This window comes from Pseudomonas sp. NFX5, from assembly GCF_049132125.1.
GTDB lineage: Bacteria > Pseudomonadota > Gammaproteobacteria > Pseudomonadales > Pseudomonadaceae > Aquipseudomonas > Aquipseudomonas marginalis.
This window is the reverse complement of sequence record NZ_JAFMZG010000020.1, coordinates 23,566-48,536: the sequence shown is the minus strand read 5'-3', so window position 1 is coordinate 48,536 and position 24,971 is coordinate 23,566. Positions and strand designations below refer to the sequence as shown.

25 protein-coding genes and 1 pseudogene are annotated in these 24,971 nt (G+C 61.8%); 13 read left to right on the top strand and 13 right to left on the bottom strand.

The annotated features are described in order from the left end of the window. Positions 1-199 precede the first annotated feature (199 nt). Complete coding sequence (locus tag J1N02_RS12405) at positions 200-1,873, top strand: putative bifunctional diguanylate cyclase/phosphodiesterase (protein WP_027608307.1); 1,674 nt, start codon at positions 200-202, stop codon at positions 1,871-1,873. Here J1N02_RS12405 and J1N02_RS12400 read toward each other — a convergent pair. Next, a complete protein-coding gene (locus J1N02_RS12400; protein ID WP_027608308.1) occupies positions 1,870-3,282 on the bottom strand; it encodes a NorM family multidrug efflux MATE transporter in 1,413 nt (470 codons plus the stop codon). The two genes, J1N02_RS12405 and J1N02_RS12400, sit on opposite strands and share 4 nt — an antisense overlap. A 152-nt stretch (positions 3,283-3,434) precedes the next feature. Here J1N02_RS12400 and J1N02_RS12395 point away from each other — a divergent pair, with 152 nt between their 5' ends. Both J1N02_RS12395 and J1N02_RS12390 read left to right on the top strand, forming a co-directional pair. Beyond that, positions 3,435-4,355, top strand: coding sequence for a LysR substrate-binding domain-containing protein (locus J1N02_RS12395; RefSeq protein ID WP_027608309.1), 921 nt, complete (start codon positions 3,435-3,437; stop codon positions 4,353-4,355). Positions 4,356-4,533: 178 nt separating this feature from the next. After that, complete coding sequence (locus J1N02_RS12390; RefSeq protein ID WP_027608310.1) at positions 4,534-6,510, top strand: methyl-accepting chemotaxis protein; 1,977 nt, start codon at positions 4,534-4,536, stop codon at positions 6,508-6,510. Between the two features lie 59 nt (positions 6,511-6,569). On the opposite strand, the gene J1N02_RS12385 is transcribed toward J1N02_RS12390, so the two are convergent. Further along, positions 6,570-8,066: a YifB family Mg chelatase-like AAA ATPase gene (locus J1N02_RS12385; protein ID WP_027608311.1), complete on the bottom strand. Its 1,497-nt coding sequence runs from the start codon at positions 8,064-8,066 to the stop codon at positions 6,570-6,572. 214 nt (positions 8,067-8,280) lie between these two features. Beyond that, positions 8,281-8,541, bottom strand: coding sequence for an accessory factor UbiK family protein (locus J1N02_RS12380; protein ID WP_027608312.1), 261 nt, complete (start codon positions 8,539-8,541; stop codon positions 8,281-8,283). A 422-nt stretch (positions 8,542-8,963) separates the two neighbouring features. On the opposite strand from J1N02_RS12380, the gene glnK reads away from it, so the two are divergent. The 4 genes from glnK to sutA all read left to right on the top strand — a co-directional run bounded on the left by glnK (position 8,964) and on the right by sutA (position 11,729). Next, positions 8,964-9,302, top strand: a complete 339-nt coding sequence (gene glnK / locus J1N02_RS12375) for a P-II family nitrogen regulator (RefSeq protein ID WP_002555808.1) — start codon at positions 8,964-8,966, stop codon at positions 9,300-9,302. A 35-nt stretch (positions 9,303-9,337) separates the two neighbouring features. Further along, positions 9,338-10,675: an ammonium transporter gene (locus J1N02_RS12370; RefSeq protein WP_027608313.1), complete on the top strand. Its 1,338-nt coding sequence runs from the start codon at positions 9,338-9,340 to the stop codon at positions 10,673-10,675. A 199-nt stretch (positions 10,676-10,874) separates the two neighbouring features. Then, a complete protein-coding gene (locus tag J1N02_RS12365; protein ID WP_027608314.1) occupies positions 10,875-11,300 on the top strand; it encodes a secondary thiamine-phosphate synthase enzyme YjbQ in 426 nt (141 codons plus the stop codon). Positions 11,301-11,402: 102 nt separating this feature from the next. After that, positions 11,403-11,729, top strand: coding sequence for a transcriptional regulator SutA (sutA, locus tag J1N02_RS12360; RefSeq protein WP_027608315.1), 327 nt, complete (start codon positions 11,403-11,405; stop codon positions 11,727-11,729). Positions 11,730-11,924: 195 nt separating this feature from the next. On the opposite strand, the gene J1N02_RS12355 is transcribed toward sutA, so the two are convergent. Genes J1N02_RS12355 through lptM form a run of 6 tightly spaced genes read right to left on the bottom strand, consistent with a single transcriptional unit; the run spans position 11,925 to position 16,513 of the window. Next, positions 11,925-12,620, bottom strand: a complete 696-nt coding sequence (locus J1N02_RS12355) for an HAD family hydrolase (RefSeq protein ID WP_027608316.1) — start codon at positions 12,618-12,620, stop codon at positions 11,925-11,927. Next, the gene (xerC, locus tag J1N02_RS12350) at positions 12,617-13,516 is read right to left on the bottom strand and encodes a tyrosine recombinase XerC (RefSeq protein WP_027608317.1); all 900 of its coding nucleotides are present in this window, start codon (positions 13,514-13,516) and stop codon (positions 12,617-12,619) included. The genes J1N02_RS12355 and xerC overlap by 4 nt, the downstream gene beginning before the upstream one ends. A gap of 2 nt (positions 13,517-13,518) precedes the next feature. Beyond that, a complete protein-coding gene (locus J1N02_RS12345; RefSeq protein ID WP_027608318.1) occupies positions 13,519-14,238 on the bottom strand; it encodes a DUF484 family protein in 720 nt (239 codons plus the stop codon). A gap of 13 nt (positions 14,239-14,251) precedes the next feature. Then, entirely contained in the window at positions 14,252-15,082 is an 831-nt protein-coding gene (dapF, locus tag J1N02_RS12340; protein ID WP_027608319.1) for a diaminopimelate epimerase, read from the bottom strand. Positions 15,083-15,085: 3 nt separating this feature from the next. Beyond that, on the bottom strand, positions 15,086-16,333 hold the full coding sequence (gene lysA / locus J1N02_RS12335) for a diaminopimelate decarboxylase (RefSeq protein WP_092355839.1): 1,248 nt from the start codon (positions 16,331-16,333) through the stop codon (positions 15,086-15,088). A 9-nt stretch (positions 16,334-16,342) separates the two neighbouring features. Next, positions 16,343-16,513: an LPS translocon maturation chaperone LptM gene (lptM, locus tag J1N02_RS12330; RefSeq protein ID WP_010207449.1), complete on the bottom strand. Its 171-nt coding sequence runs from the start codon at positions 16,511-16,513 to the stop codon at positions 16,343-16,345. A gap of 238 nt (positions 16,514-16,751) precedes the next feature. Here lptM and cyaY point away from each other — a divergent pair, with 238 nt between their 5' ends. The 3 genes from cyaY (at position 16,752) to rnk (ending at position 17,847) form a co-directional block, all read left to right on the top strand. Continuing rightward, positions 16,752-17,084, top strand: a complete 333-nt coding sequence (cyaY, locus tag J1N02_RS12325) for an iron donor protein CyaY (RefSeq protein ID WP_027608321.1) — start codon at positions 16,752-16,754, stop codon at positions 17,082-17,084. Between the two features lie 2 nt (positions 17,085-17,086). Further along, complete coding sequence (locus J1N02_RS12320; protein WP_027608322.1) at positions 17,087-17,305, top strand: DUF1289 domain-containing protein; 219 nt, start codon at positions 17,087-17,089, stop codon at positions 17,303-17,305. Between the two features lie 131 nt (positions 17,306-17,436). Beyond that, entirely contained in the window at positions 17,437-17,847 is a 411-nt protein-coding gene (gene rnk / locus J1N02_RS12315; RefSeq protein WP_043293860.1) for a nucleoside diphosphate kinase regulator, read from the top strand. Here rnk and J1N02_RS12310 read toward each other — a convergent pair. The 3 genes from J1N02_RS12310 to J1N02_RS12300 all read right to left on the bottom strand — a co-directional run bounded on the left by J1N02_RS12310 (position 17,844) and on the right by J1N02_RS12300 (position 21,487). Next, complete coding sequence (locus tag J1N02_RS12310) at positions 17,844-20,684, bottom strand: class I adenylate cyclase (protein WP_027608324.1); 2,841 nt, start codon at positions 20,682-20,684, stop codon at positions 17,844-17,846. The two genes, rnk and J1N02_RS12310, sit on opposite strands and share 4 nt — an antisense overlap. A gap of 168 nt (positions 20,685-20,852) precedes the next feature. Next, on the bottom strand, positions 20,853-21,107 hold the full coding sequence (locus tag J1N02_RS12305; protein WP_027608325.1) for a TIGR02647 family protein: 255 nt from the start codon (positions 21,105-21,107) through the stop codon (positions 20,853-20,855). Positions 21,108-21,202: 95 nt separating this feature from the next. Continuing rightward, positions 21,203-21,487 (bottom strand): hypothetical protein, encoded by a 285-nt coding sequence (locus J1N02_RS12300; protein ID WP_027608326.1) that lies wholly within the window; start codon positions 21,485-21,487, stop codon positions 21,203-21,205. Between the two features lie 125 nt (positions 21,488-21,612). On the opposite strand from J1N02_RS12300, the gene J1N02_RS12295 reads away from it, so the two are divergent. After that, positions 21,613-22,272: a glutathione S-transferase family protein gene (locus J1N02_RS12295; protein ID WP_027608327.1), complete on the top strand. Its 660-nt coding sequence runs from the start codon at positions 21,613-21,615 to the stop codon at positions 22,270-22,272. A 36-nt stretch (positions 22,273-22,308) separates the two neighbouring features. On the opposite strand, the gene argH is transcribed toward J1N02_RS12295, so the two are convergent. After that, positions 22,309-23,703, bottom strand: a complete 1,395-nt coding sequence (argH, locus tag J1N02_RS12290; RefSeq protein WP_421147382.1) for an argininosuccinate lyase — start codon at positions 23,701-23,703, stop codon at positions 22,309-22,311. Between the two features lie 389 nt (positions 23,704-24,092). Between argH and J1N02_RS12285 the strand changes: the two are divergent. Together J1N02_RS12285 and J1N02_RS12280 are read left to right on the top strand one after the other, a co-directional pair. Then, positions 24,093-24,209 (top strand): annotated as a pseudogene (locus J1N02_RS12285) (sensor histidine kinase); the annotation flags it as partial. After that, entirely contained in the window at positions 24,206-24,952 is a 747-nt protein-coding gene (locus tag J1N02_RS12280; protein WP_027608329.1) for a LytR/AlgR family response regulator transcription factor, read from the top strand. The pseudogene J1N02_RS12285 and the gene J1N02_RS12280, both read left to right, overlap by 4 nt. The last annotated feature ends 19 nt before the right edge of the window (positions 24,953-24,971 follow it).

The window sequence follows — 24,971 nt, the reverse complement described above, 5'->3', positions numbered from 1 at the left end:
ATTCTGCTGCCCTGGATCGACGGTGTGACGTACCACTCGATCTAAATTTGCCGGTTTTGCTACTTTGCCGCAGGATGTCGGGGTTTTTAGACAATTGCTTACAGCCTGCGTATTTGATAACCCCTATCATTGGTGATTATCAGGCCGCACGTCATAATGCCCACCGCCAACGAATTTTTGCAGAGTCTAGGGAGCTAGCTTGTCTACGCCTGTCGAACCCTTGCGTTTGCTGCTGCTGGCCGATACGCCTGAGTGGGCAGCGTTGTTGCGCGAGTGCCTGGCGCCGATGGGCGATGGGGCTGTGCTGATCAGCGCGCCAAACTGGGACTCGGTGAGTCGTCTGTTCGATGACGACGACAGCGCAGTGCTGTTGACCATGCCCAGCCTGCAACCCGGCCCTGGCCGTTGCAGCTTGCCGTGCGTGTTGTTGTTGGAACAGGAGCCGCTGGTTTCGCCACTGGGCGTCAGTGACTGGCTGATCCGCAATGCGCTGGACGCCGACACGTTGCGTCGTTGCCTGCGCCATGTGCGGGAGCGGGGGGTGCTGGAAAACACCCTGCAACGCCTGGCCGAGCAGGACCCGCTCACCGGCATCGCCAACCGCCAGGGCTTCCAGACCCTGCTGGCCGCACGGTTGGCCGAGAACGAAGGTCGCGGCCTGGCCCTCGGTCACCTGGACCTCGATAATTTCCGCCATGCCAACGATGCCCTCGGCCACCAGGCCGGCGACCGCCTGATCCTGCAAGTGGTCTCGCGGCTCAAGAGCCAGCTGGAAGCCGGCGATCAACTGGCGCGCCTGGGCAGCGACGAATTCGCCCTGCTGATCGATACGCGCCGCGCGCCCCAGCGTGCGGAGTGGATGGCCGAGCGCATCACCGAAGCCATGGCCGAGCCGTATTGGGTGGATGGCGAAAGCCTGCTGATCGGCTGCAGCCTGGGCGTGGCCCATGCCCGCGCCCGTGCCGGCGCCGACCCGCTGATGTGGCATGCCCATATCGCCATGCAGCAAGCCAAGAGCACCCAGGGCTGTACCTTTCATATCTTTAACGAACGTATCAACCGCAACGCGCGCAGCCTGGCCGACCTGGAAAGCGAGCTGCGCCGTGCCTTGCGCCGTGATGAGCTGGAGCTGCACTACCAGCCGCGCCTCGACCTCGACGACGGGCATATCGTCGGCCTGGAAGCCCTGGTGCGCTGGCGCCACGGCGAGCGCGGCCTGTTGCCGCCGAGTGAATTCGTGCCCCTGGCCGAACAGAGCGGCCTGATTGTACCGTTGGGTTACTGGGTGATTTCCCGAGCCCTGCGTGACATGCAAGACCTGCGTGAACGCGGCCTGCCGCCGCTGCACATGGCGGTCAACCTGTCGTTTCGCCAGTTCCAGGACAGCCAGTTGCTTTCTACACTGAGCCGGCTGATCAGCGAGCGCGGCGTGGAAGCGCAATGGTTGGAGTTCGAACTGACCGAAACCGCGGTGATGCGCCGCAGTGACCTGGTCAAGCAGACCATGGACGCCCTTGGTCGCCTGGGTGTGCGGTTTTCCCTGGATGACTTCGGCACCGGTTTTTCTTCGTTCGTGCACCTCAACAGCCTGCCGATTGCGTTGTTGAAAATCGATAAGAGCTTTGTCGGCGGCATGGAAGAGCGTGAGGAAAACCGCAAGCTGGTGCACGCCATGATCAATCTGGCGCACAACCTCAATCTGGAAGTGGTGGCCGAAGGTGTGGAAACCCCCGAGCAACTGGCGCTGTTGCGGCTGTTCGGCTGCGACCAGGCCCAGGGTTACCTGATCAGCAAGCCGCTGCCGTTGCCGGAGCTGGTGGAATACCTGACCTTCGGCGACGGCAAGCACACCCGAGTGAGCGAGGGGCTCTAGTCGGCCTGTACCGCCTGAAAGCCGATGTCGGCTTCGGGCGCCGGGCCTTCCCGGCGAATCATCCGCTTCATCTTCGCTTCAAACGCCCAGGTCAGGCTTATCGCGGCGCAGGCCAGTCCCAGTGCCAGGCCCCACCACACGCCGGTTGGCCCCCAGCCCAACGTGAAGGCCATCAGCCAGGCCGAGGGTGCGCCAATCAACCAGTAGCAGCCCGCACCGATCAGGAACGTGGTCTTGGCGTCCTTGAGCCCGCGAATGCAACCCATGGCGATGGTCTGCACGCCGTCGAACAGCTCGAACCACGCGGCGACGGCCAGCAGGCTCACGGCCAGGACGATCACGTCGTGGAACGCCGGGTTGTCGTGGTCGATCAGCAGTCCTATGAGCGGCTCGGAAAACAGCCACAGCACCGCCGCGAATCCCAGCATTATCGCCGCGCCAAAGCCTATGCCGACACGCCCGGCCATGCGTGCCTGCAGCAACTGCCCGGCGCCATAATGCTGGCCGATGCGCATGGTCACCGCGTAGGACATCCCCGCCGGCACCATAAAGGCCACCGATACGATTTGCAGGGCGATCTGGTGCGCTGCCAACTGCGTGCTGCCCATGGTGCCCATGCACAGGGCTGCAAAGGCAAACAGCCCGACCTCCACCGCATAGGTGCCGCCGATCGGCAGGCCCAGGCGCCACAACTCGCGCAGATATTGGGTGTTGAGGCGCAGCAGCCCGGTACTCAGCGGGTAGGCGGCGTAGGCCCGGTTGCTGCGGATGTACCACATCAACGCCAGCGCCATGCTGTTGGCGACAATCGCCGTGACCAGGCCGATGCCCATCAAGCCGAGCTTGGGCAAGCCGAACATGCCTTCGATCAGCGCGTGGTTGAGCAGGTAGTTGACCACCGTGCCACCGACGCTGATCACCATCACCGGAGTGGCTTTGCCGATGGCGCTGGTAAAACCGCGCAGGGCCATGAAGCTCAGGTAGCCGGGCAGGGCAAACGGCAGCATGGTCAGAAATTGCCCGGCCGAGTGCACGTTGGTTTCGGTCTGGCCGAACATCAGCAGCACCGGCTTGAGGTTCCACAGCAGCAGGGCCGCCGCCAGGGCCATCAGCCAGGCCAGCCACAGCCCGGCCTGGGTCAGGCGGGTGGCGCCTTCGATATCGCCCGCGCCGTGGCGGATCGCAACCAAGGTGCCCACGGCGGCAATCACGCCGATGCAGAAAATCGCGACGAACGAATAGCTTGCGGCACCCAGGCCGCCACCGGCCAGGGCTTCGGGGCTCAGGCGCGCCATCATCAGGGTGTCGGTCAACACCATCAGCATGTGCGCCAACTGTGAGGCAATCAACGGCCCTGACAGCCGCAGAATGGCCCAGAGTTCGGTACGTGCCGGATGCTGCATGATCATCACGCTCAAAAAGTCAGAGGGTTGGGGAAGGGTTGATTCTCGGCGCTCTCAGCCCATTGCACAAAGGGATAAATGCGATCGTTTGCATGATTAAAACTCATGCTTGATTGATTCTGGTAGGGTTTCAGTATTGCGCTGTCGGAGCTTTCCTCATGTCTCGTCGTCTTCCTCCTCTTTATGCCTTGCGCGCGTTTGAAGCGGCCTCCCGACACAGTTCTTTCACCCGCGCGGCCGAGGAGTTGTCGATCACCCAAAGTGCGGTGAGCCGACATATCCGCACGCTTGAAGAGCATTTCGCCTGCCGGCTGTTCCAGCGCAATGGCCGCACCTTGCAGCTCACTGAAGCGGCGCGTCTATTGTTGCCCGGTGTGCGCGAAGGGTTCGCGGCGCTGGAGCGCGCCTGCCATACCTTGAATGCCGAAGATGACATCCTGCGCATGAAGGCCCCCTCCACATTGACCATGCGCTGGCTGCTGGCGCGACTCAGCCGCTTCCGGGCGCTGCAGCCGGGCAATGAGGTGCAACTGACCAGCGCCTGGATGAGCGTGGACGAGGTGGACTTCAATCAGGAGCCTTTCGACTGTGCGGTGCTGCTGAGCGATGGGCGTTTTCCAGTGGATTGGGAGGCCAGTTACCTGTTTCCGGAGCTGTTGATTCCTGTCGGTGCGCCGAACCTGCTGGAGGATGGGCCTTGGGACGCCGCGCGCCTGGCCACCGCCGAATTGCTGCACCCCACGCCCGACCGGCGCGACTGGCGCAATTGGCTGGCGCGCATGCAGCTGTCGTCCCAGGTGTCGCTCAAGGGCGGGCAGGTGTTCGACACCCTGGAGCTGGGCATGATCGCCGCTGCGCGGGGCTATGGCGTGTCCATGGGCGATTTGCTGATGGTGGCCGAGGACGTCGCCCAAGGACGATTGAGCCTGCCGTGGCCGACGGCGGTGGCCAGTGGGGAAAATTACTACCTGGTCTGGCCAAAAACCCGCCCTGGCGGCGAGCGCTTGCGACGGCTGGCGGAATTTCTGCAAGGCGAGGTGCAGGCGATGGTGTTGCCTGCGGTCGAACGCCTCGACTGAATGCTTGGCGGCGTTGGTTCGCAACCGTTTGCGTGATACCCCTGTGAAGCGCTCAAGTATTGCTGCTGCCAGCCGAAGTAGGTGTGTTGGAACTATCGTGCACCAACGTTTCCCATCAGATAATTTGCCGAGCAGCGCTATGAGATCAGGATGATCCTGGCCTCGGCCAGGAGCTGTCATGTCTCAACCTCGCGCCCGGATTGCCTCCCAGTTAGGCCTCGCGTTAGCCGTGATTCTGGCTGTCGTTATCAGCGGCAGTACGGTGTTTGCCTTGCGTTCCCTTGACTCCGCCAACCTCGACACCCGCGAGGAGCACCTGGCCAGCGAGGCGCGCCTGCTCGCCGACCAACTCAATACCTTCCACGGCACCTTGCGCGAGAGCACCCAGCGTTTGAGCGGGCTGTTTGAAAAACGTTTCGGTGCCGGGTTGAGCGTGCATGTGGACCAACCCGTGAGCGTGGCCGGTGTTCAGACGCCCAGCCTGTACCTGGGCAACGAGGTGTTGAACAACAACTTTGATGAGGTGGACGAGTTCAAGCAAATGTCTGGCGGCGTGGCCACCGTATTTGTGCGCAGTGGCGACGACTTCATCCGTATCAGCACGTCCCTGACCAAGCAGGATGGCAACCGCGCCATCGGCACCGTCCTCGACCGTCAGGGCCCGGCCTACCAGCGCGTTGTGGGTGGGCAGACCTACATCGGCAGGGCGGTGTTGTTCGATCGTTCCTACATGACCCAGTACAGCCCGGTGCGTGACAGCGGCGGTAAGGTTATCGCCGTGCTGTTCATCGGTTTTGACTACACCGATGCGCAGAATGCCCAATTCGAAAACCTCAAGCGCTTCCGAATTGGCCAGACCGGCTCCCTTGCACTGCTGGATGAGCAAAAGCACTGGCTGGTGGCACCCGCCGGCGTGCAGGCGTTGGATCAATCGGTGCCGGTGATGCTGGACCTGGCCAAGACCCCCGGCAAAGGCCGCTTCTGGAGCGACAAGAACGAAGACTTCTATAGCGTTTCGGTACCGTTCGAAGGCGGCCCGTGGGCCGTGGTCGCGAGCATGCCGAAAGCTGAAATCCGCGCGGTAACCTGGGCCGTGGGGATCCGCCTGGTGATCGGCAGTGTGTTGGCGATGTTGCTGGCAGTAGGCGCCACGGTCTGGCTGCTGCGCAGCAAGTTGCAGCCCCTGAGTGACCTGGTGAGTCAAGCCGAGGCCCTGGGTGCGGGCGATCTGAGCGCACGCTTGAGCGTGTCCAGCCATGATGAAATCGGCCAACTGGCACGCAGCTTTAACCAGATGGGCGAAGCGCTGTCGACCATGGTCTCCCATATCCGTAACGCAGCCGAAGAGGTCAACAGCCGCGCCCAGGCCTTGTCCGGTTTGTCCGGCGGTGCCTATGAGGGCATGGAGCAGCAGTCCGGCGAGATCACCAGCATGGCCGGCGCGGTAGAGGAGTTCAGCGCGACGTCGTTGAATATCGCCGACAACATGGGCAATACCGAACGCCTGGCCCAGGAAAACGCCCAGCAGACCCGCATTGGCCGCACCTCGATGCAGGAAGCGTCGTCGTCCCTGGAACACATTGCCACCGCCCTGAACAGCACGGCCACGGTGATCAACACCCTCGGCCAGCGCTCCCAGGAAATCGGCGGGATCGTCGGCGTGATCACCTCGATTGCCGAACAGACCAACTTGCTGGCGCTCAACGCCGCCATTGAAGCCGCCCGTGCAGGGGAGCAGGGCCGTGGGTTTGCCGTGGTGGCCGACGAAGTACGTAACCTGGCGTCGCGTACCCGTGAGGCCACCGATGAAATTTCCGGCATGATCCAGAGCATCCAGAAGGAAACCGGCAACGCCATCAGCACCATGGAGCAAGGCAACGCGCTGATGCAGGAAGGCCTGTCGCGCAACGCCGACGTGGCCTCGGCCCTGGCGCGTATCGACGAGCAAAGCCGCTCGGCCGGTCAGCAGTTCGCGGCCATCACCACGGCCACCCAGGAGCAGAGCAGCACCGCGACCCTGCTCAGCAGCAACCTGCAGAGCATCGCGCTGGCCAACAGTGAGCAACGCGAAGTGGTGTCCAACCTGGCGATTACCGCCAAGGAACTGGAGACGTTGGCGGCGAGCCTGCGCCATGAGGTGGATCGCTTTCGCTGAGCCACTGCTGTACACAATGTGGGAGGCCTGTCGCTCCCACATTTGGCTTTGCGCCAAGCTTAAGTGATCGCCGCCGGGCGGTATTGCAGGGCCTCTTTCAGGTGGTCGCGGGTGATGGTCTCTACCTGGTCCAGATCCGCCAGCGTGCGTGCCACCTTGAGCAGTCGATGGGCCGCGCGCAGCGATAGGGTCAGTCGTTCACAGGCCGTTTCCAGCCAGCTTTCATCCACCTTCGCGAGCTTGCAGTGCTCGCGCAGCCCCGGCAGATCAAGAAAGGCATTCGCACAGCCCTGGCGCTTTTGCTGATGCTCGCGAGCCTGGGCGACCCGCGCTGAGGCGTGGGCGGTATCCTCGCCCGCCTGTTGGATCGGGTTCAGTGCCGTCGTTTCCCTCGCCACGGTCAGGTGCAAGTCAATCCGGTCCAGCAGCGGCCCCGAGAGCTTGTTGCGATACCGCTGAATCTGTTCCGGCGTACAACGACAGCGCCCGCTGGGTTCGCCCATATAACCGCAAGGGCAGGGGTTCATCGCCGCGACCAGTTGGAAGCGCGCCGGGAAACTCACTCGGTCGCGAGCGCGGGAAATCACGATATGCCCCGACTCCAGCGGTTCACGCAGCACTTCCAACACCTTGCGATCAAATTCCGGCAGCTCATCCAGGAACAGCACCCCATGATGAGCCAGGGTGATTTCTCCCGGCTGTGGTTTCGAGCCGCCGCCCACCAGTGCCGGGCCGGATGCCGAGTGATGCGGTTGGCGAAACGGTCGATGGGGCCAATGGCTCAGCGGCGCCAGACTTACAACCGATTGAATCGCGGCAACCTCCAGCGCCTCCTGTTCGCTCAACGGCGGCAATAAACCTGGCAGGCGGCTGGCGAGCAGGGTCTTGCCGGTGCCGGGCGGCCCACTGAACAAAAGGTTATGCGCCCCCGCTGCCGCGATCAGCAACGCTCGCTTGGCTGCGAGCTGGCCCTGGACTTCACTCAGGTCCGGATAGGGCTTGTTCAAGTACAGCAGGCCATCGGACGTGTAAGGCTCGATCGGCACATGTCCATTCAGGTGCGCCACCACTTGCAGCAGGTGGTCCACCGCAATCACCTTCAACCCCGACGCCAGGCACGCCTCTTCGGCATTCGCTCGCGGCACTATCACGGTGCGCCCGGCCTTGCGCGCCGCCAGCGCGGCCGGCAACACGCCTTTTACCGCCCGCACCTCGCCGGACAGCGCCAACTCCCCCAGGCATTCCACGTCATCGAGCGTCAACGCCGGCACCTGCACACTGGCCGCCAGGATCCCCAGGGCAATCGCCAGGTCAAAACGCCCGCCGTCCTTGGGCAGGTCGGCGGGCGCGAGATTGAGGGTGATCCGGCGAGCGGGGTATTGCAGCGCAGAGTTGAGAATGGCACTGCGCACCCGGTCCTTGCTTTCCTTGACCGCGGTTTCGGGCAGGCCCACCAGCGTCAGGGACGGCAGACCATTGGCCATATGCACTTCAACGGTGACGGCAGGGGCTTCGACGCCGATCTGGGCGCGGCTGTGGACGATGGCGAGGGACATGCTCGTTCCTTGAAAGGGGAGGCCGCTTCCTGCGGTTTTTCAAGGGTAGACGAGGTAGGGAAGAGCGAGGCGGGGAGGTTTTACAGAACGTATCCAGAGCAAAAGGTAGAGCGAATGTGGGAGGGGCTTGCTCCCGATAGCGGGGGGTCAGTCAGCATTGATACCGGCTGACACACCGCCATCGGGAGCAAGCCCCCTCCCACACTGAGCGCATTTATTCGGCAGGAGGGGTCAACCGCGCTTCCAGCTCTGCCACTTTCGCTTCCAGGCTCTCCAGCCGCGCACGGGTGCGGGCGAGAACTACCATCTGGCTATCAAACTCTTCCCGGCTCACCAGGTCGAGCTTGCTGAAACCGCTTTGCAGCAAGGCCTTGAACTGGCTTTCGATTTCATTGCGGGGCAGCGGGGTGTCGCCGCTGAACAGGCGAGAGGCGTGGCCGCTCAGGGCGTCGAGGAGGTCTTTGGGCGCGAGCATGGGAAATATTCCGGAAAACTGTTGGCGGGCAGTGTATCACGCAGCGTCTATAGTCTTTTTCACGGCCTGGGTCGCACGCTTTTCGCGCATCAGGCCGGGCGGTGATGCACCGTTTTCGTGCGCATTGCAGGCGCCGGATGGCCCCGTTGGTGGGCCTAGGTGAGCAAAGGACTGATTTCAGTGATTTTTACGGAGCTGGCAAGGTTTCTGCTTAGACGATCATGACCCATGCACTGATGCAGTCGCTGTGACGAATGCAGTGCGCCGACGGATCAGGGGTACAGGTTTCGTCACCAGTGGTTCGCTGGCGTCGCAATGGCAACTGCCCTTGCGACGATGCGTTACAAAGCCAGGCACTGCGCTTAGACTTGAGACGGGTTTGTTTTCCTGGGGCAAGTCCACCAATTCGGGAGAGAGTTTTCATGAAGCTAGTCACTGCCATCATCAAGCCGTTCAAGTTGGACGATGTACGCGAGTCGTTGTCCGAGATCGGCGTGCAGGGCATTACCGTTACTGAGGTCAAGGGCTTCGGTCGGCAGAAGGGTCACACCGAGCTGTATCGCGGCGCGGAATATGTAGTCGATTTCCTGCCGAAGGTGAAGATTGATGTCGCCATTGACGACAAGGATCTTGACCGGGTTATCGAGGCGATAACCAAGGCCGCCAACACCGGCAAGATCGGTGATGGCAAGATCTTCGTGGTCAATCTGGAACAGGCTATTCGCATCCGTACCGGCGAAACCGATACCGACGCAATCTAAGCCGCCAAACCCCCAACGCCCCAGGAGAAAACAATATGACTCTGCGTAAATTCGCAGGGCTCGGAGCCCTGTTGTCCATCGTAATGCCAAGCCTGGCCATGGCGGCAGACGAAGTGGCTGCTCCAGTCCTCAACTCCGGTGACACCGCCTGGATGCTCACATCCACCGCGCTGGTGCTGTTCATGACCATTCCAGGCCTGGCGCTGTTCTACGGCGGCATGGTGCGCTCCAAAAATATTCTGTCGGTGATGATGCAGTGCTTCGCCATCACCGGCCTGATCAGCATCCTGTGGGTTGTCTACGGCTATAGCATCGCGTTCGATACCACCGGTATGGAACAGGGTGTGGTCAACTTCAACTCCTTCTTCGGCGGCATGGGCAAGGCGTTCCTGGCGGGTGTGACCCCGGCCAGCATCACCGGGCCGGCTGCGCTGTTCCCGGAAGCCGTGTTCATCACCTTCCAGATGACCTTCGCCATCATCACCCCGGCGCTGATCGTCGGTGCGTTCGCCGAACGCATGAAGTTCTCCGCCATGCTGATCTTCATGGCTATCTGGTTCACTCTGGTCTATGCGCCAATCGCCCACATGGTGTGGAGCGGCAACGGTGGCCTGCTGTGGGACTGGGGCGTGCTGGACTTCGCCGGCGGCACCGTGGTGCACATCAATGCCGGTGTCGCTGGCCTGGTGGCGTGCATCGTGCTCGGCAAGCGTAAAGGCTTCCCGACCACTCCAATGGCGCCTCACAACCTGGGTTACACCCTGGTGGGTGCGGCCATGCTGTGGGTCGGCTGGTTCGGCTTCAACGCCGGCTCTGCGGCTGCGGCCAACGGCACCGCCGGCATGGCGATGCTGGTGACTCAGATTGCTACCGCTGCTGCAGCCCTGGGCTGGATGTTCGCCGAGTGGATCACTCACGGTAAGCCAAGCGCACTGGGCATCGCCTCGGGTGTAGTGGCTGGCCTGGTCGCCGTTACACCGGCCGCCGGCACTGTTGGTCCGATGGGCGCCCTGGTGATCGGCCTGGTGGCCGGTGTGATCTGCTTCTTCTGCGCCACCAGCCTCAAGCGCAAGCTGGGCTACGACGACTCTCTGGACGCATTCGGCGTGCACGGTATCGGCGGTATCGTCGGTGCGATCCTCACCGGTGTGTTTGCAGCCCCTGCATTGGGCGGCTTCGGCACCGTGACTGACATCGCAGCTCAAGTCTGGATCCAGTGCAAAGGTGTCGGCTTCACCGTGATCTATACCGCCATCGTCACCTTCATCATCCTCAAGGTGCTGGACGCGGTCATGGGCCTGCGGGTTACCGAAGAGGAAGAGGCTGTCGGCCTCGACCTGGCGCAACACAACGAACGCGGCTACAACCTGTAAGTACGCGAAAAAAAGATGCCCGGCTTGCCGGGCATTTTTTTGCCTGGCGTTTGTCAGTCATAACAAGCTGTGCCGGTTTTTGAGCAGAGTTTGTCATGCACTTTCCAGCGTGCGAATGTCTTACAGGCACGTAGGCGTATTCGGCACTTTGTTTTTTCCCAGAGCGCGCTAGAATGCGCGCCGATGGGCGGAGAACTGTATGTGGCAACAGACCCTGATTACCCTGCGGGCCAAGCCCCGGGGCTTTCACCTGGTGACTGACGAGTTGCTTGCCGGCTTGCCTGAGCTGAAGGCCTGCCGCGTGGGCCTGTTGCACCTGTGGCTGCAGCACACCTCGGCCTCGTTGACGGTCAACGAGAATGCCGATCCGGCGGTTCGTCGTGACTTCGAGCGTTTCTTCAACTCGCTGGTGCCGCAAGGCTGCGCCGGGTTCGAACACAACGACGAAGGTCCGGATGATCTGCCGGCGCACTTCAAGGCCAGTCTCCTGGGCTGCCAGCTGAGTTTGCCGGTCAAGGCCGGCCGCTTGGCGATGGGGACCTGGCAAGGTGTTTATCTGGGCGAGCACCGTGATCATGGCGGTGCTCGTAAAGTCCTCGCCACCCTGCACGGTGATGGGGCATAAGCCACTGGTTATCCGGTGGATGTTGATTTTTTTCCGGCAACCTCGACAGAGGGCGAAGCTGGGCTATAACTAATCTGCTTTTCGCAAGTCATGAGGTAGAACATGAGCGACGATGATCTGGAAAACGACGAACTCGAAGTAGGTGACGAAGACGACACCGAAGAAGGTCTTGAAGCGGCGGCGGAAGACGTTGCTGAGGACGACGGTGGTGATGACGCTCCTGTTCCAGCGGCCAAGGGCAAAGCCAAGGCTGCTGTTTCGGTAGACGAATTGCCGAGCGTTGAGGCCAAGAACAAAGAGCGCGATGCCCTGGCCCGTGCGATGGAAGAGTTTCTTGCCAAAGGCGGCAAAGTGGTCGAAGTCGAGCCCAATGTGGTTGCAGACCCGCCCAAGAAGCCGGATAACAAGTACGGCAGCCGACCTATCTAAGGTCAGCCACCTGCTTGTAAGAAAAAGCCCGCCGTCGCTGCGGGTTTTTTCATGCCTGTAATAACCGGCTACAAGTGACCCCCAATCAAGTGTGGGAGGGGGCTTGCTCCCGATTACAGTAGGTCAGTCAATATATCTGGAGACTGATACACCGCTATCGGGAGCAAGCCCCCTCCCACATTTTTCTCACCCGTGTTACTGCCAGCTGCGAAGTAACGCCGGCAACTCCGTCAGGCTGCGAATCTGTGCATCCGGGAGTTTATCCCCTTCCCACACCTTGCCCGACGGGTTGAACCACACCGCCCGCAGCCCCGCCTGCTGCGCCCCGGCAATGTCGTCCCCGGGGTGGTCGCCAACATGCACTGCCGCACTGGCATCTACTCCGCCGCGCTGCAGCGCTTCGTGGAACAGCCGGGCATCCGGCTTGGCGATGCCAATGTCTTCAGCGCGTAGCGCAAAGTGAAAGTAGTCCGCCAGGCCAACACGCTGTACATCGGCATTGCCATTGGTGATCACACCCAGCAGAAAGTGCTGGCGCAGCGCTTGCAGCATCGGCTCGGCCTCAGGGAAAGGCGTGAGCTGATGGCGGGCGTGAATGAACGCTTCGAAACACACATCGGCCATTTCCGTGGCCTCGGGCTGTGGATAACCGGCCTCTTCAAACGCATGTATCAACACCCGATGGCGCAGGATACTGATGCGGTGTTTGAGTTCGGGATGCCGTTGCAGCACTTGTTGGCGCAGGCTGGCGAAATGCTCCAGGGGCAGGTCGCCCACCTTGGCGGCATGGGTGGCCAGCCATTCGCGCATCGACGCTTCGGCGCTGATGATGACGGGTACGTTGTCCCAGAGCGTGTCGTCCAGGTCGAAGGTGATCAGCTTGATGTTCATGAGTCGCCGTCCTTGATGCGTTTGGCCCGTGGATGGGCGCTGTCGTAGACCGTTGCCAGGTGCTGGAAGTCCAGATGGGTATAGATCTGCGTGGTCTTGATGTCGGAATGGCCAAGCAGTTCCTGCACGGCGCGCAGGTCCTGGGACGATTCCAGCATATGGCTGGCAAATGAGTGCCGCAGCATATGTGGATGCAGGTTCTGCCCGAGCTCGCGCTCGCCGGCAGCCTTGACCCGTATCTGGATGGCGCGTGGCCCCAGGCGCCGCCCTTGCTGGCTGATAAACACTGCGTCGTCCACCGGGTTGGCCAGGGCGCGCAGCGGCAGCCAGAGTTGCAGGGCTTCGCGGGCTTTCCTGCCCACCGGCAGCACCCGGGTCTTGCTGCCTTTGCCGAGCACTTGCACCAGGCCGTCGGCCAGGTCCAGTTGATCGAGGTTCAGGCCTGTCAGCTCCGATAGGCGCAGGCCTGAAGAGTAGAACAGTTCGAGGATCGCCTGGTCGCGATGGGCGAGGAAATCGTCCTCCACGGCGCCATCGAGCAATTGCAGGGCACGGTCGGTGTCCAGGGTCTTGGGCAGGCGTCGCTCGCCTTTCGGCGGGGCCAGGCCGTTGGCCGGGTCGTGGTCGCAGAGGCCTTCGCGATTGAGGTAGTGATACAGGCCACGCACCGCCGACAGCAGTCGCGACAGGCTGCGCGAGGACTGGCCCGCCTGGTGCAGCCGTGCGATCAGGCTGCGCAGGCCCTGGATATCCAAGGCCTTCCAGCTGGTGACCTGCTGCTTTTCGCAATACGCCAGGACCTTGTTCAAGTCCCGTCGGTAAGCCTCCAGGGTATGGGGTGACACCTGGCGCTCGTTACGCAGGTGAGCGCAGTAAGCGTCCAGTTGCCGTTCCATGGCTAGCGCACCGCGCGCAGGGCGGTGGTGTGGCGCGGTAGGACGCGGCCCAGTACTTCGGCGATATAGGTGAGGAACAAAGTGCCCACCGAGCTCTTGTAGTGCGCGGGATCGCGGCTGGCGATGGCCAGTACGCCGTGCAGGCCTTGATGGCTGAGGGCGACGACGGCGGTAGAGCCGATCTGCTTGCGCTGTTCGGCGCCGAACAGGAAGTCCAACTCGTGCTCGCGCAGGGTGCCGCTGATGGTCTTGCCTTCGGAAAGCAGGCCGCCGATCGCGGTTTGCGCGTCGCCGCCGCTGACCCAGCGACCCACCGGCATCGGGTTGTCGCTGAACAGGATCAGGCTGACAAACGGCACCTGGAAGTCCTGGCGCAGGCTGTCTTCCACGGCGATGACCGTTTCTTCCAGGCTGGTGGCGTCCATCAGGGTAAGAATCAGGCGGCGGGTTTTCTCGAACAGACGGTCGTTGTCGCGGGCGACGTCCATCAGGTGCGAGAGCTTGTGGCGCATTTCGATATTGCGCTCGCGCAGGATCTTCATCTGTCGCTCCACCAACGACACGGTGTCGCCGCGCTGGTGGGGGATGCGCAGGGCCGGGAGCAGTTCTTCGTGTTCGACGAAGAAGTCCGGATTAGCCTCAAGGTACGCCGCGACGGCAGCGGCCTCCAGACTTTCGCTCGGGGTTGTTGCTTGTGCGGGTACTTGAGGCTTATCGGTCATTGGCTTGGCTCACTCATAGACGGACCTGTCCTTCGTATACGCGCGAGGCCGGCCCGGTCATCATCACCGGGTGGCCAGGGCCTGCCCACTCGATGGACAGGCGTCCACCGGGCAGGTCGATCAACAGGGGCGAATCCATCCACCCCTGGCTGATCGCGGCCACGGCAGCGGCGCAAGCACCGGTACCGCAGGCCTGGGTTTCGCCGGCACCGCGCTCCCACACGCGCAATTGCGCACGGGAACGGTCGATCACCTGCAAAAAGCCCACATTGACCCGCGCCGGAAAACGCGGGTGGTGTTCGATCTTCGGCCCCAGTTCATGCACGGGGGCATTGTTGATGTCGTTGACCCGTAGCACCGCATGGGGGTTGCCCATGGACACGGCAGCGATGTCGACGGTCTGGCCGTCAACGTCCAGCGGGTAGCTGGCGGCCTGCTCGGTCGCCTGGAACGGGATATCCGCCGGCACCAGGCGTGGCGCGCCCATGTTGACGCTGATCTGGCCGTCGCTGCGGATATCCAGCTCGATCACGCCGCTCTTGGTCTCGACGCGAATCTGCCGCTTGGCGGTCAGGCGCTTGTCCAGCACAAAGCGTGCAAAGCAGCGCGCACCGTTGCCGCACTGTTCCACTTCGGAGCCGTCGGAGTTGAAGATCCGATAACGGAAATCCACCTCCGGGTTGCTTGGCGCCTCGACGATCAGCAATTGGTCGAAGCCGATCCCGGTATGCCGGTCGCCCCACTGTTTAGCGTGCTTGGGTAGGATGTGTGCGTGCTGGCTGACCAGGTCGAGGACCATGAAATCATTGCCCAGCCCGTGCATCTTGGTAAAACGCAGCAGCATGGCTTACTCCGGCAGCAGGCTTTCGCCAGCATACAACTCGGCTACCGTCTCGCGGCGACGCACTTCAAACGCTTGATCACCGTCCACCAGCACCTCGGCGGTACGTCCGCGGGTGTTGTAGTTGGAACTCATGACAAACCCGTAGGCACCGGCCGAATGCACGGCCAGCAGGTCGCCTTCTTCCAGGGCCAGTTGACGATCCTTGGCCAGGAAGTCGCCGGTCTCGCAGATCGGGCCGACGATGTCATAGGCGCGTGCTTCGCTGTTGCGAGGCGTCACGGCGGTGACATTCATCCAGGCCTGGTACAGCGCCGGGCGGATCAGGTCGTTCATCGCCGCGTCGACGATGGCGAAATCCTTGTGCTCGGTGTGCTTGAGGTACTCGACCTGGGTCAGCAGCACGCCGGCATTGGCGACGATATAACGGCCCGGCTCGAACATCAGCGTCAGGTCGCGGCCTTCGATGCGCTCGCGCACGGCCTGGATATAGTCGGCGATCGCCGGTGGCTCTTCATCGCGATAACGCACGCCCACGCCACCACCGAGGTCGATGTGGTGCAGGTAGATGCCGCATTCGCCCAGGCGGTCGATCAATGCCAGCAGGCGGTCGAGGGCATCCAGGAACGGCGGCAGTGTGGTCAGTTGCGAGCCGATATGGCAGTCGACACCCAGCACTTCCAGGTTCGGCAGCTGGGCCGCGCGGATGTACACGTCTTCGGCGTCGGCAATGGCGATGCCGAACTTGTTCTCTTTGAGACCGGTGGAAATGTATGGGTGGGTGCCGGCATCGACGTCCGGGTTGACGCGCAGTGAGATCGGCGCACGAACGCCCATCTCGGCCGCGACGACTTGCAGGCGTTCCAGCTCGTCGGTGGACTCTACGTTGAAGCAATGTACGCCGACTTCCAGGGCTCGGCGCATGTCTTCGCGGCTCTTGCCGACGCCGGAGAACACGATCTTGTCAGCCTGGCCGCCGGCGGCCAGGACCCGTTCCAGCTCGCCACGGGAGACGATATCGAAACCGGCGCCCAGGCGCGCCAGGACATTCAGTACACCCAGGTTGGAGTTGGCCTTGACTGCGTAGCACACCAGGTGCGGTACGCCATCGAGAGGGTCGGTGAACGAGCGGTATTGGGCTTCGATATGCGCACGGGAGTACACGTAGGTCGGGGTCCCAAAGCGCTGGGCAATCGCGGACAACGCCACGCCTTCCGCGAACAGCTCGCCGTCCCGGTAGTTAAAAGCGTCCATGGAGCTCCCTTATTCGTAGGTGTCGTGCTTATGCGCTTTGGAGGGCTTTTGCGACGATTGCGCCTGTTCATTCGGGTCTTTGCTGTCATCGGGCAGGTACAGCGGGCCTTTTTGACCACAGGCACTAACGAGGCAAGCGACCGCGACGAGCGCAGCAAGGGAAGAGATCAGGCGCTTCATGGCGAAATCCTTGAATATGCATTAATTGCGCCCGAGTATACCGACCACCCGCCAGCTTGCCTATGCGCTGAAATACCCGTCCGGCGGGGGTTTGCCGAGATGGCAGGGAAGCGGACTACGCTGGTTGAGGATATTTCACGCCGTCAATCGCGTTGAAATCGGTATCCTTTGCAATCGGCGGGGCTCGCCCGTATCGTGCGGCGCTTGAGCAAAACCAGACACTTTTGAGGTTGCCACAATGAGTTTGACCGAAGCCCGTTTTCACGACCTGGTGGATGCGACCCAGCAGGCGCTGGAAGATATTTTCGACGACAGCGGCCTGGACGTGGATCTGGAAAACTCGGCCGGGGTGTTGACCGTCAAGTTCGAGAGCGGCCAGCAACTGATCTTCAGCCGTCAGGAACCGCTGCGTCAGCTGTGGCTGGCGGCGCGCTCCGGTGGCGTCCACTTCGACTACGACGAAGAAAGCGGCAAATGGCAGTGCGACAAGAGTGAAGAGTTGCTGGGCGAGATGCTCGCGCGCCTGGTCCACGAATATACCGGCGCCGAGCTGGATTTCGACGAGATCTGACCGTGACCCAGCCTGCGCCCGTACGCCCGCCCAAGCCGCTGTTCAGTAATGTCAGCCCGGCGGTGCCGTCACCTTGTATCAGTTTGTGTCGCCTGGACGAGCAAAAAGTCTGCCTCGGCTGCTTCCGCCATGTGGAAGACATCCGCGAATGGCGCTCCGCCGATGATCAGCGGCGCCGAGTGATCGTGGCCCAGGCCGAGCAACGCAAGGCCGCGCCTTGAGCCCGTCTTGTTTATTTACGGTGCTGTGGTAGTGTCCGGATACGCCTCAACTCATCGAGGCCCGTGAGAACCCCGCCTTTTCCTGGCGGGGTTTTGCTTTTTTGTGCAGAAAAAAGGAGTCTGCCTGAATCATGACCGCACCTTCCATCATCCTCACCCGTCTTGATGTGCAGCGTCTTGAGCAATTGATCGACCGTATGGACGAGACGCAGCCGGGCGTTATTGCACTGCAAGCCGAACTCGACCGCGCCGAAGAAGTGGTTGGCCACGATGAAGTGCCTGCAACGGTCGTGACCATGAACTCCAGCGTGCATTGCCGTGAGCAAGGCAGCGGCAAGGACTACCACCTGACCCTGGTCTACCCGAAAGATGCGAATGCCGATGAAGGCAAGATTTCGGTCCTGGCCCCGGTGGGCAGTGCCTTGCTTGGCCTGCAGGTAGGCCAGCACATCGATTGGCCGGCACCGGGCGGCAAGACCCTCAAGCTTGAGCTGCTCAGTGTTGATGGTCAGCCCGAGGATGGCGGCGCCTTCCCTCTCTAGACCTGGCTCAGCGCCTCATTCAGCGCGAGCTCCAGCTCGGCCTTGTAGCGCAGGTACAAATTGCTTGGGCTTTGCACATCACCGAGCAGCCCCGACAGGTCGAGGTCGGTGATGTAGCAGCGGTAGCGCTCGGTTTCCCGGCGTTGCCCGACGATTTCCTGGGCGACCACCGCAAACAGTTGGTCGCCAAACTCCAGCTCGGAAAACTCCCGCTGATTGCAATACAGGGTAATGCCCACCTTGCCCGGTGCCGCCTTGCCGATAATCGCCTGCACGTCATAAAACGGTTTGTTCGCGGGGTTCTGTGGGGCCGGCCGCGGCTCGACACCGCGCGCGCGCGTGGTGCCCGACGGCAGCAGTTGGTAGTACAAGATTTGCACCTCACCCAACGGTTGTTGCGTGTCCAGGGGCGATAGCGCTTCCCGGCGGTAGATGATCGACTGCAAAAAGCGCTGCAGCGGCGCCAACAGGCTCTGTTCATCATGAAACGGCAGGCGTTGCTGCCAGAGCGCGTTGAATTCATCCAGCACATACAGCTCGGCGAAGCCTTCGTTGACCCGGTAGAACACCTGCACGCAATCGGCCATGCCCATGGGCAGCAACAGCGCCAGGTCGTGGTCTTCCAGGGCCATGGCATCCAGGTGCAGCGGGCTGTAGCTGGCCAATTCTTCGCTGAGGTAGGCGACCAGCGCATCCTGGGTCGCCAGTGATACGTGGATGGCTTGGCCGGGCATCAACTCCATCACGTGATAGTGCTGCTGTACCTGGAGCAAGTAGCGGTGATTGCCCTGACCCAGCAGCAGGTTCTGTGCGGTGTCGAAGATTTCTTCCACTCGCTGGGCAATGAACTGCGCGCGGTTGTGACAGAAGCAGCGCACCCGCAGCCGAGGCAGATGATCCGACGGCAATTGGTTGAGGTAGTCGCGCAGGCAGTCGAGCAGCGCATGGGGGCCGTCGTAGCGGCTGACCATCACCTCGTTCCAGCTGTTGAGCGTGACCTGGTCCAGGGTCAGTACGAGGTTGTCGCGCACACCGGCATAGCTCAGGGAGTCGGTGCGCTCGGTGGTCATCAGGATATTCAGGTCGCGATGATGCTTGAGCGGGTCGACGCCGACGTTGATCAGCAGCAACACTTCCTCGGGTACCGCCGAGCGCAGCAGGCGCGCTTCATCAACGCTGGCCAGGGGCAGGGCGATAGCCTGCTGCAGGCTGCCCAGCAGGTTGAACAGCTCGAATTCGGTCATGTCGCTGGTGCCGGGGTGCAGCGCCAGGCGCGTGCTGCTGTCGATGACGCCGTTGCGGTGGCACCAGGTGAGCATCTCCAACAGGTCGCGACTGCGCTTGATCGGCGCGAAGTGCTCCCATTCCAGGGCCGTGAGGTTACCGTTGTACAGGCCCCAGTGGTGCTGGCCGGGCTCCTTGCGGTTGGGCGATTGCACCAGGGTCAGGGTGTCTTCGGCCAGGTCCGGGGCGATGCCGGGGTTGATGAATTCAACCTTGCCGGCCTTGCGTTCAAAGGCGGCATACAGGCGCCGTCCCAGCACATTGAGGTCGCGCTTGTTGATCAGGCTGACCGTCTGTTCGGTCCGGGCGAACTGGGTCAGGAAGCGATAGCTGTAGTTCAGCTCGCTGACCAGGGCACGGCGCTCGGAGGCCACCTGACGCACTTTCCACTGGCTGCGGCTGTCCAGCAGCGCCAGTTGGCGTTGGTCCCAGCCCCACTCGTGGGCCAGGCGCTCCAGCAACAGCCGCTGCCAACTGGTGCTGCGCTGACCGGCGCTGAGCTTGCGATTGACCTTCAGGTACAGGGCGCGACGCACCAGCTCCAGGCGCTCCGGTTCGTTGCGGGCCTTGAGGTATTCCTCGATACGGCGGTACACCACGATGTACGGATCCAGCTCATCCAGGTCCATCTGGTTGGCGAACACCGCGCGCTTGAAGCGCAGGCTCAGGCAGTGCACGTTCGGGTGCTCGCTGGCGTAGACCTCGGTCAATAGCAGCTTGAGCACCGACTTGTAGGGCGACTCGATGCCCTTGAACAGTTGCCACAGCCCGGCACCGATGAATTCACCGGGAGGGATGCGCGCCAGGTGGCCCAGGTCGAGGGTTTCATCGGCGCGGATAAAACGCTTGGAGATCAGCGTGTGGGTGAATTCCGCATAGCGGGCCTCTTCATACACCGGCACCAGCCACCAGATCGGCGTACGCCCGGCCAGCCAGATGGCTGTGCGGTAAAACTCGTCCAGCAACAGGTAATGCTGGGTCGTGCCGCAGTCGTCGGAGCTGAGTTGGGTGTCGCGCTCGCCGAGTACAAAGCGCGTCGGCTCAATCAGGAAGAAGTGCGCTTCTGCGCCCATGCCCAGGGCCCAGGCTTCCAGCAGTTGGCATTTTTTACGCAGCTCCGCGAGCTCGTTTTCGCCCAGGTCGGGTGCATGGCACACCCACACATCCATGTCACTCTGGTCGGCCTGGGCGAGGGTGCCGAGGCTGCCCATCAGGAACAGGCCGTGGATCGGTTTGGGTTGATTGACCGGACGCGGCTTGTAAGAGAACGAGCGGGTCAGACGCTGGGCTTCCGTGAGTGCCTGGGCGTCGGGCTCGAAATTCGACAGCCCGGCTGGCGTACTGCCCGATACATAACCCGGCAACAGCGGATGATTGACGTGAAAAAACAGCGGCAGCAGGGTCAGCACGCTTTGCTGGCGCGGCGTCAGCCCTTCGACGGCACGAGCCATGCGACCTTCATTCAGGGCCATGAAGCGCGCACGCAATTGGGCCAGCACCTTGCGGTCGATGCCTTCGTCCAGGTCAGGGCGGATTTCATGGGTGCGGGTCATGTCGAACTCGGTGGCTCGCAGGGCCCGACGCGGGCGGCCATGTAGGAGTTTACAGCCAGTCGCGTAGGAGGTTTAGAGGGAAATGGTTTTTGGCGTCAAAAATCGGGCCATTCCACAGCAGCGCCCTCGGAATCCGCGAGAGGCGGACTCCATGGGCGGGATACGGTATCAGGCAGCTTCTTTGGTGTTGGCGGTGCTCAGAATGGTCAGCAGGGTTTGGGCCTGCTCTGCGGCGTCCCGGCCAAGGCTGGTCAGGTAGCCTCCGTCCGGTTGGTCGATAAGCCCTTTCGCATGGAGACGCTTGGCAGCGGCGATGGCAGAGGGAGCGGCGGTCTGATGGACTTTCAGACCTTCCTTGGTGCTGTCCAAGGGGAAGAGTACAAGGATTTCCAGTTCGGCAACCAACTCAGGGGTATACGACATAAGGACTCCAGACTTTCTAAAATTTATTAGAGGCTAGCAGGCCATAAGGTGAACGCACTTTGCCGAACTGTCCAGCGTGTTGCGGTGTGCCGGGATTATTCCTTTTCGGGCGGCAGCTCAGGCAGTGCCCGCAGCGCTGTTTCATACCATTCGGTATTGAAGGCGCGGTCCTCATCCAGCATCGCGTCGATCTCGAAAGCCAACACGTGAGCCATGAGATTCAGGATCTCTTCACGTTCATAGCCCACCAGGGTCAGTTTATTGAACGTGGCCTTGGCGGCAGGCGGGTTGTCGCTTTCGATCTGGTTTTCGATCGCTTCGATCAAGGTGTTTTCGGTGAACGCTTCTTCGTCGCTGTCGATATCGGTCGGCTCGCTCATGGCAGGCTCCTCAAGGAAAGGGCGCCAGTCTACCCCCATTCAGGCAGGTGATGCTGCTGGTCAGGCTGGCCCCGGGGATCTATAACTCCTGCAGCCAACCCCGCACACGGCCTGGAGGCTTTGCGATGCTCAAGCTTTACGGATTCTCGGTCAGCAACTACTACAACATGGTGAAACTGGCACTGCTGGAGAAAGGCCTGGCTTTTGAGGAGGTGCCCTTTTATGCCGGGCAAACCCCTGAGGCCCTGGCGGTCAGCCCGCGTGGCAAGGTGCCGGTGCTGGGCGTGAAGCAGGGGTTTATCAACGAAACCAGTGTGATCCTCGAATACATCGAGCACTCCCAGGAAGGCCCGTCGCTGTTGCCGGCCGACCCGTTCCAGCGTGCCCAGGTGCTGGCGTTGTGCAGGGAAATCGAGCTGTATATCGAATTACCCGCCCGTGCGTGTTTTGCCGAGGCGTTTTTCGGTATGCCGGTGCCGGAGGCGATCAAGGCGAAATCCAGGGCTGAGTTGCTGTTGGGGATCGGCTCTTTAGGCCGTCACGGCAGGTTCGCGCCTTATGTGGCGGGGGAGGGCTTTACGATTGCGGATCTGTATTTCATGTACAGCGTGAACCTCGCCTGTGCGGTGGGCGAGAAGCTGTTTGGCCTGGACCTGTTGGCTGAATTGCCGGCGGCCAGAGCGTTGCTGGAGCGACTGCATGCCATGCCTAATGCGCAGAAGGTGGCGGCGGACAGGGAGGCCGCGATGCCGGCGTTCATGGCGATGGTTGCGGCCAAAAAATGAACAAATGTGGGAGGGGGTTGCCCCCTCCCACCTTTTTCAGCGGCTGGCGAGCAGGGCCTGGCCGCGAGCGACCGCAGCCTTCACCTGCGCCGGCGCGGTACCGCCCACGTGGTTACGGGCATTCACCGAACCTTCCAGGGTCAGCACGGCAAACACGTCCTGTTCGATCTGGTCACTGAACTGGCGCAGCTCTTCCAGGCTCATTTCCGCCAGGTCCTTGCCGGTGTCGACGCCGTATTTCACCGCATGGCCAACGATCTCGTGACAGTCGCGGAACGGCAGGCCACGGCGCACCAGGTAGTCCGCCAGGTCAGTCGCCGTGGAGAAACCGCGCAGGGCCGCTTCACGCATGATCGCGTGCTTGGGCTTGATCGCCGGGATCATGTCGGCAAACGCGCGCAGCGAGTCACGCAGGGTGTCGGCGGCGTCGAACAACGGTTCCTTGTCTTCCTGGTTGTCCTTGTTGTAGGCCAAAGGCTGGCCTTTCATCAGGGTCAGCAGGCCCATCAGTGCGCCGAATACACGGCCGCTCTTGCCACGCACCAGTTCGGGCACGTCGGGGTTTTTCTTTTGCGGCATGATCGAGCTGCCGGTGCAGAAACGGTCCGGCAGGTCGATGAACTGGAATTGCGCACTGGTCCACAGCACCAGCTCTTCGGAGAAACGCGACAGGTGCATCATCGCGATGCTGGCGGCGGCGCAGAATTCGATGGCGAAGTCGCGGTCGGACACGCCGTCCAGGGAATTGCCGCCGACGGCGTCGAAACCCAGCAGTTGTGCGGAGTACTCGCGGTCGATCGGGTAGGTGGTGCCGGCCAGGGCTGCGCTGCCGAGCGGCATGCGGTTGGCGCGCTTGCGGCAATCCACCAGGCGCTCGTAGTCGCGGCTGAGCATCTCGAACCAGGCCAGCAGGTGGTGGCCGAAGGTCACGGGTTGTGCGGTTTGCAGGTGGGTGAAGCCAGGCATGATGGTGTCCGCCTCATGCTCGGCCTGCTCCAGCAAGCCTTTCTGCAAGCGGGTGATTTCGGCCAGGATCAGGTCGATTTCATCGCGCAGCCACAGGCGGATGTCGGTGGCTACCTGGTCGTTACGGCTACGACCGGTGTGCAGTTTCTTGCCGGTCACACCGATACGGTCGGTGAGACGGGCCTCGATGTTCATGTGCACGTCTTCCAGGTCGACACGCCAGTCGAACGTACCGGCTTCGATCTCACCGCGGATGGTGGTCAGGCCATCGATGATGCTGTCGCGCTCGGCGTCGGTCAGCACGCCGACCTTGGCCAGCATCGTCGCGTGGGCAATGGAGCCCATGATGTCGTGGCGGTACAGGCGCTGGTCAAAGGTGACGGAGGCGGTGAAACGGGCGACGAAGGCGTCGACGGGTTCACTGAAGCGGCCGCCCCAGGACTGGTTGGTCTTGTCGGTGCTCATGGGTTCGCTCGTGGTCTGCTTATTAAGAGGCATGAAAGTGTGGCGGCGATAATAACAGGGTTGCCCTTGGAGGCGGTGCTGCGGGTCGTCGGCATTTTTATTTGTGCAAAGGATGGCTAAGTGCCTTGCCGCCGACCGCGTCCGGGACGAGACTGGAGGCAGCTGCTTATTGATACGATATTTGACGATTGAGCAATATCGTCTCGGCGAGCGTCTACAGTTGGACTGATAGTGTGTGAATGCACCAAAGTCGGGTAATGCGGTCAGAGCCTGACTATCCATTTAAAAGGGGGGTATTCGGATTGTGTATCAGCAAACCCTACGACGATGCCCGAAGGCAGCAGGTCTTGGGCGCTATTGAACAGGTCCGGGTAAATATGGGTGCCGCTGTCAGGGCACTTTTTGCCGCTCGCGCTAGTCTTAGCGTGGATCGCTGTGACGCAAGTCACCGCACCTGTCTACGCTATCCTTGTGCGAGACTCACGCAGGAATCCAGCGCTATATGAATGTCCTGATCGTTGATGACGAACCCCAAGCCCGCGAGCGACTGAGCCGTTTGGTCAGTGAACTCGAGGGTTATACAGTCCTTGAGCCGAGTGCCACCAGCGGCGAGGAGGCGTTGACGTTGATCGACAGCCTCAAGCCGGACGTGGTGTTGCTCGATATCCGCATGCCGGGCCTCGATGGCCTGCAAGTTGCTGCTCGCCTGAGTGAGCGCGAATCGCCACCCGCCGTGGTGCTGTGCGCCGCTCAAGAAGAGTTTGCCGCGCAGGCACTGGAAGCCAGTGGTGTCAGCTTCGTAGTCAAGCCAGTGACTGCCGAGGCCTTGCTCAGGGCCTTGAAGAAAGCCGAACGTCCCAACCGCGCCCAACTCGCTGCCCTGACCCAGCCGGCCGCCCAGAGCGGCAACGGGCCGCGCAGCCATATCAGCGCCCGCACACGCAAAGGCATCGAGTTGATCCCCTTGGACCAGGTGGTCTACTTCATTGCCGATCACAAGTACGTGACCCTGCGGCATGAGGCTGGCGAAGTGTTGCTCGATGAGCCGCTCAAGGCCCTTGAGGATGAATTCGGTGACCGCTTCGTGCGAATCCACCGGAACGCGCTGGTGGCCCGTGAGCGAATCGAGCGCCTGCAGCGCACGCCCCTCGGGCACTTTCAGTTATTCCTCAAAGGGCTTAATGGGGATGCGTTGATCGTCAGCCGACGCCATGTCGCTGGCGTGCGCAAGATGATGCAGCAGCTTTAGCCCGAGGGTTTTGGCAAGC

What these genes read in the sequence shown, in the direction of transcription:
- argH (WP_421147382.1), bottom strand. Translation starts at nt 23,703, where the DNA reads ATGAGCACCGACAAGACCAACCAGTCCTGGGGCGGCCGCTTCAGTGAA.
- J1N02_RS12365 (WP_027608314.1), top strand. Translation starts at nt 10,875, where the DNA reads ATGTGGCAACAGACCCTGATTACCCTGCGGGCCAAGCCCCGGGGCTTT.
- cyaY (WP_027608321.1), top strand. Translation starts at nt 16,752, where the DNA reads ATGAGTTTGACCGAAGCCCGTTTTCACGACCTGGTGGATGCGACCCAG.
- J1N02_RS12355 (WP_027608316.1), bottom strand. Translation starts at nt 12,620, where the DNA reads ATGAACATCAAGCTGATCACCTTCGACCTGGACGACACGCTCTGGGAC.
- J1N02_RS12390 (WP_027608310.1), top strand. Translation starts at nt 4,534, where the DNA reads ATGTCTCAACCTCGCGCCCGGATTGCCTCCCAGTTAGGCCTCGCGTTA.
- J1N02_RS12385 (WP_027608311.1), bottom strand. Translation starts at nt 8,066, where the DNA reads ATGTCCCTCGCCATCGTCCACAGCCGCGCCCAGATCGGCGTCGAAGCC.
- lysA (WP_092355839.1), bottom strand. Translation starts at nt 16,333, where the DNA reads ATGGACGCTTTTAACTACCGGGACGGCGAGCTGTTCGCGGAAGGCGTG.
- lptM (WP_010207449.1), bottom strand. Translation starts at nt 16,513, where the DNA reads ATGAAGCGCCTGATCTCTTCCCTTGCTGCGCTCGTCGCGGTCGCTTGC.
- J1N02_RS12310 (WP_027608324.1), bottom strand. Translation starts at nt 20,684, where the DNA reads ATGACCCGCACCCATGAAATCCGCCCTGACCTGGACGAAGGCATCGAC.
- J1N02_RS12295 (WP_027608327.1), top strand. Translation starts at nt 21,613, where the DNA reads ATGCTCAAGCTTTACGGATTCTCGGTCAGCAACTACTACAACATGGTG.
- J1N02_RS12370 (WP_027608313.1), top strand. Translation starts at nt 9,338, where the DNA reads ATGACTCTGCGTAAATTCGCAGGGCTCGGAGCCCTGTTGTCCATCGTA.
- J1N02_RS12280 (WP_027608329.1), top strand. Translation starts at nt 24,206, where the DNA reads ATGAATGTCCTGATCGTTGATGACGAACCCCAAGCCCGCGAGCGACTG.
- sutA (WP_027608315.1), top strand. Translation starts at nt 11,403, where the DNA reads ATGAGCGACGATGATCTGGAAAACGACGAACTCGAAGTAGGTGACGAA.
- glnK (WP_002555808.1), top strand. Translation starts at nt 8,964, where the DNA reads ATGAAGCTAGTCACTGCCATCATCAAGCCGTTCAAGTTGGACGATGTA.
- xerC (WP_027608317.1), bottom strand. Translation starts at nt 13,516, where the DNA reads ATGGAACGGCAACTGGACGCTTACTGCGCTCACCTGCGTAACGAGCGC.
- J1N02_RS12305 (WP_027608325.1), bottom strand. Translation starts at nt 21,107, where the DNA reads ATGTCGTATACCCCTGAGTTGGTTGCCGAACTGGAAATCCTTGTACTC.
- J1N02_RS12300 (WP_027608326.1), bottom strand. Translation starts at nt 21,487, where the DNA reads ATGAGCGAGCCGACCGATATCGACAGCGACGAAGAAGCGTTCACCGAA.
- J1N02_RS12345 (WP_027608318.1), bottom strand. Translation starts at nt 14,238, where the DNA reads ATGACCGATAAGCCTCAAGTACCCGCACAAGCAACAACCCCGAGCGAA.
- J1N02_RS12395 (WP_027608309.1), top strand. Translation starts at nt 3,435, where the DNA reads ATGTCTCGTCGTCTTCCTCCTCTTTATGCCTTGCGCGCGTTTGAAGCG.
- J1N02_RS12400 (WP_027608308.1), bottom strand. Translation starts at nt 3,282, where the DNA reads ATGATCATGCAGCATCCGGCACGTACCGAACTCTGGGCCATTCTGCGG.
- rnk (WP_043293860.1), top strand. Translation starts at nt 17,437, where the DNA reads ATGACCGCACCTTCCATCATCCTCACCCGTCTTGATGTGCAGCGTCTT.
- dapF (WP_027608319.1), bottom strand. Translation starts at nt 15,082, where the DNA reads ATGCTGCTGCGTTTTACCAAGATGCACGGGCTGGGCAATGATTTCATG.
- J1N02_RS12380 (WP_027608312.1), bottom strand. Translation starts at nt 8,541, where the DNA reads ATGCTCGCGCCCAAAGACCTCCTCGACGCCCTGAGCGGCCACGCCTCT.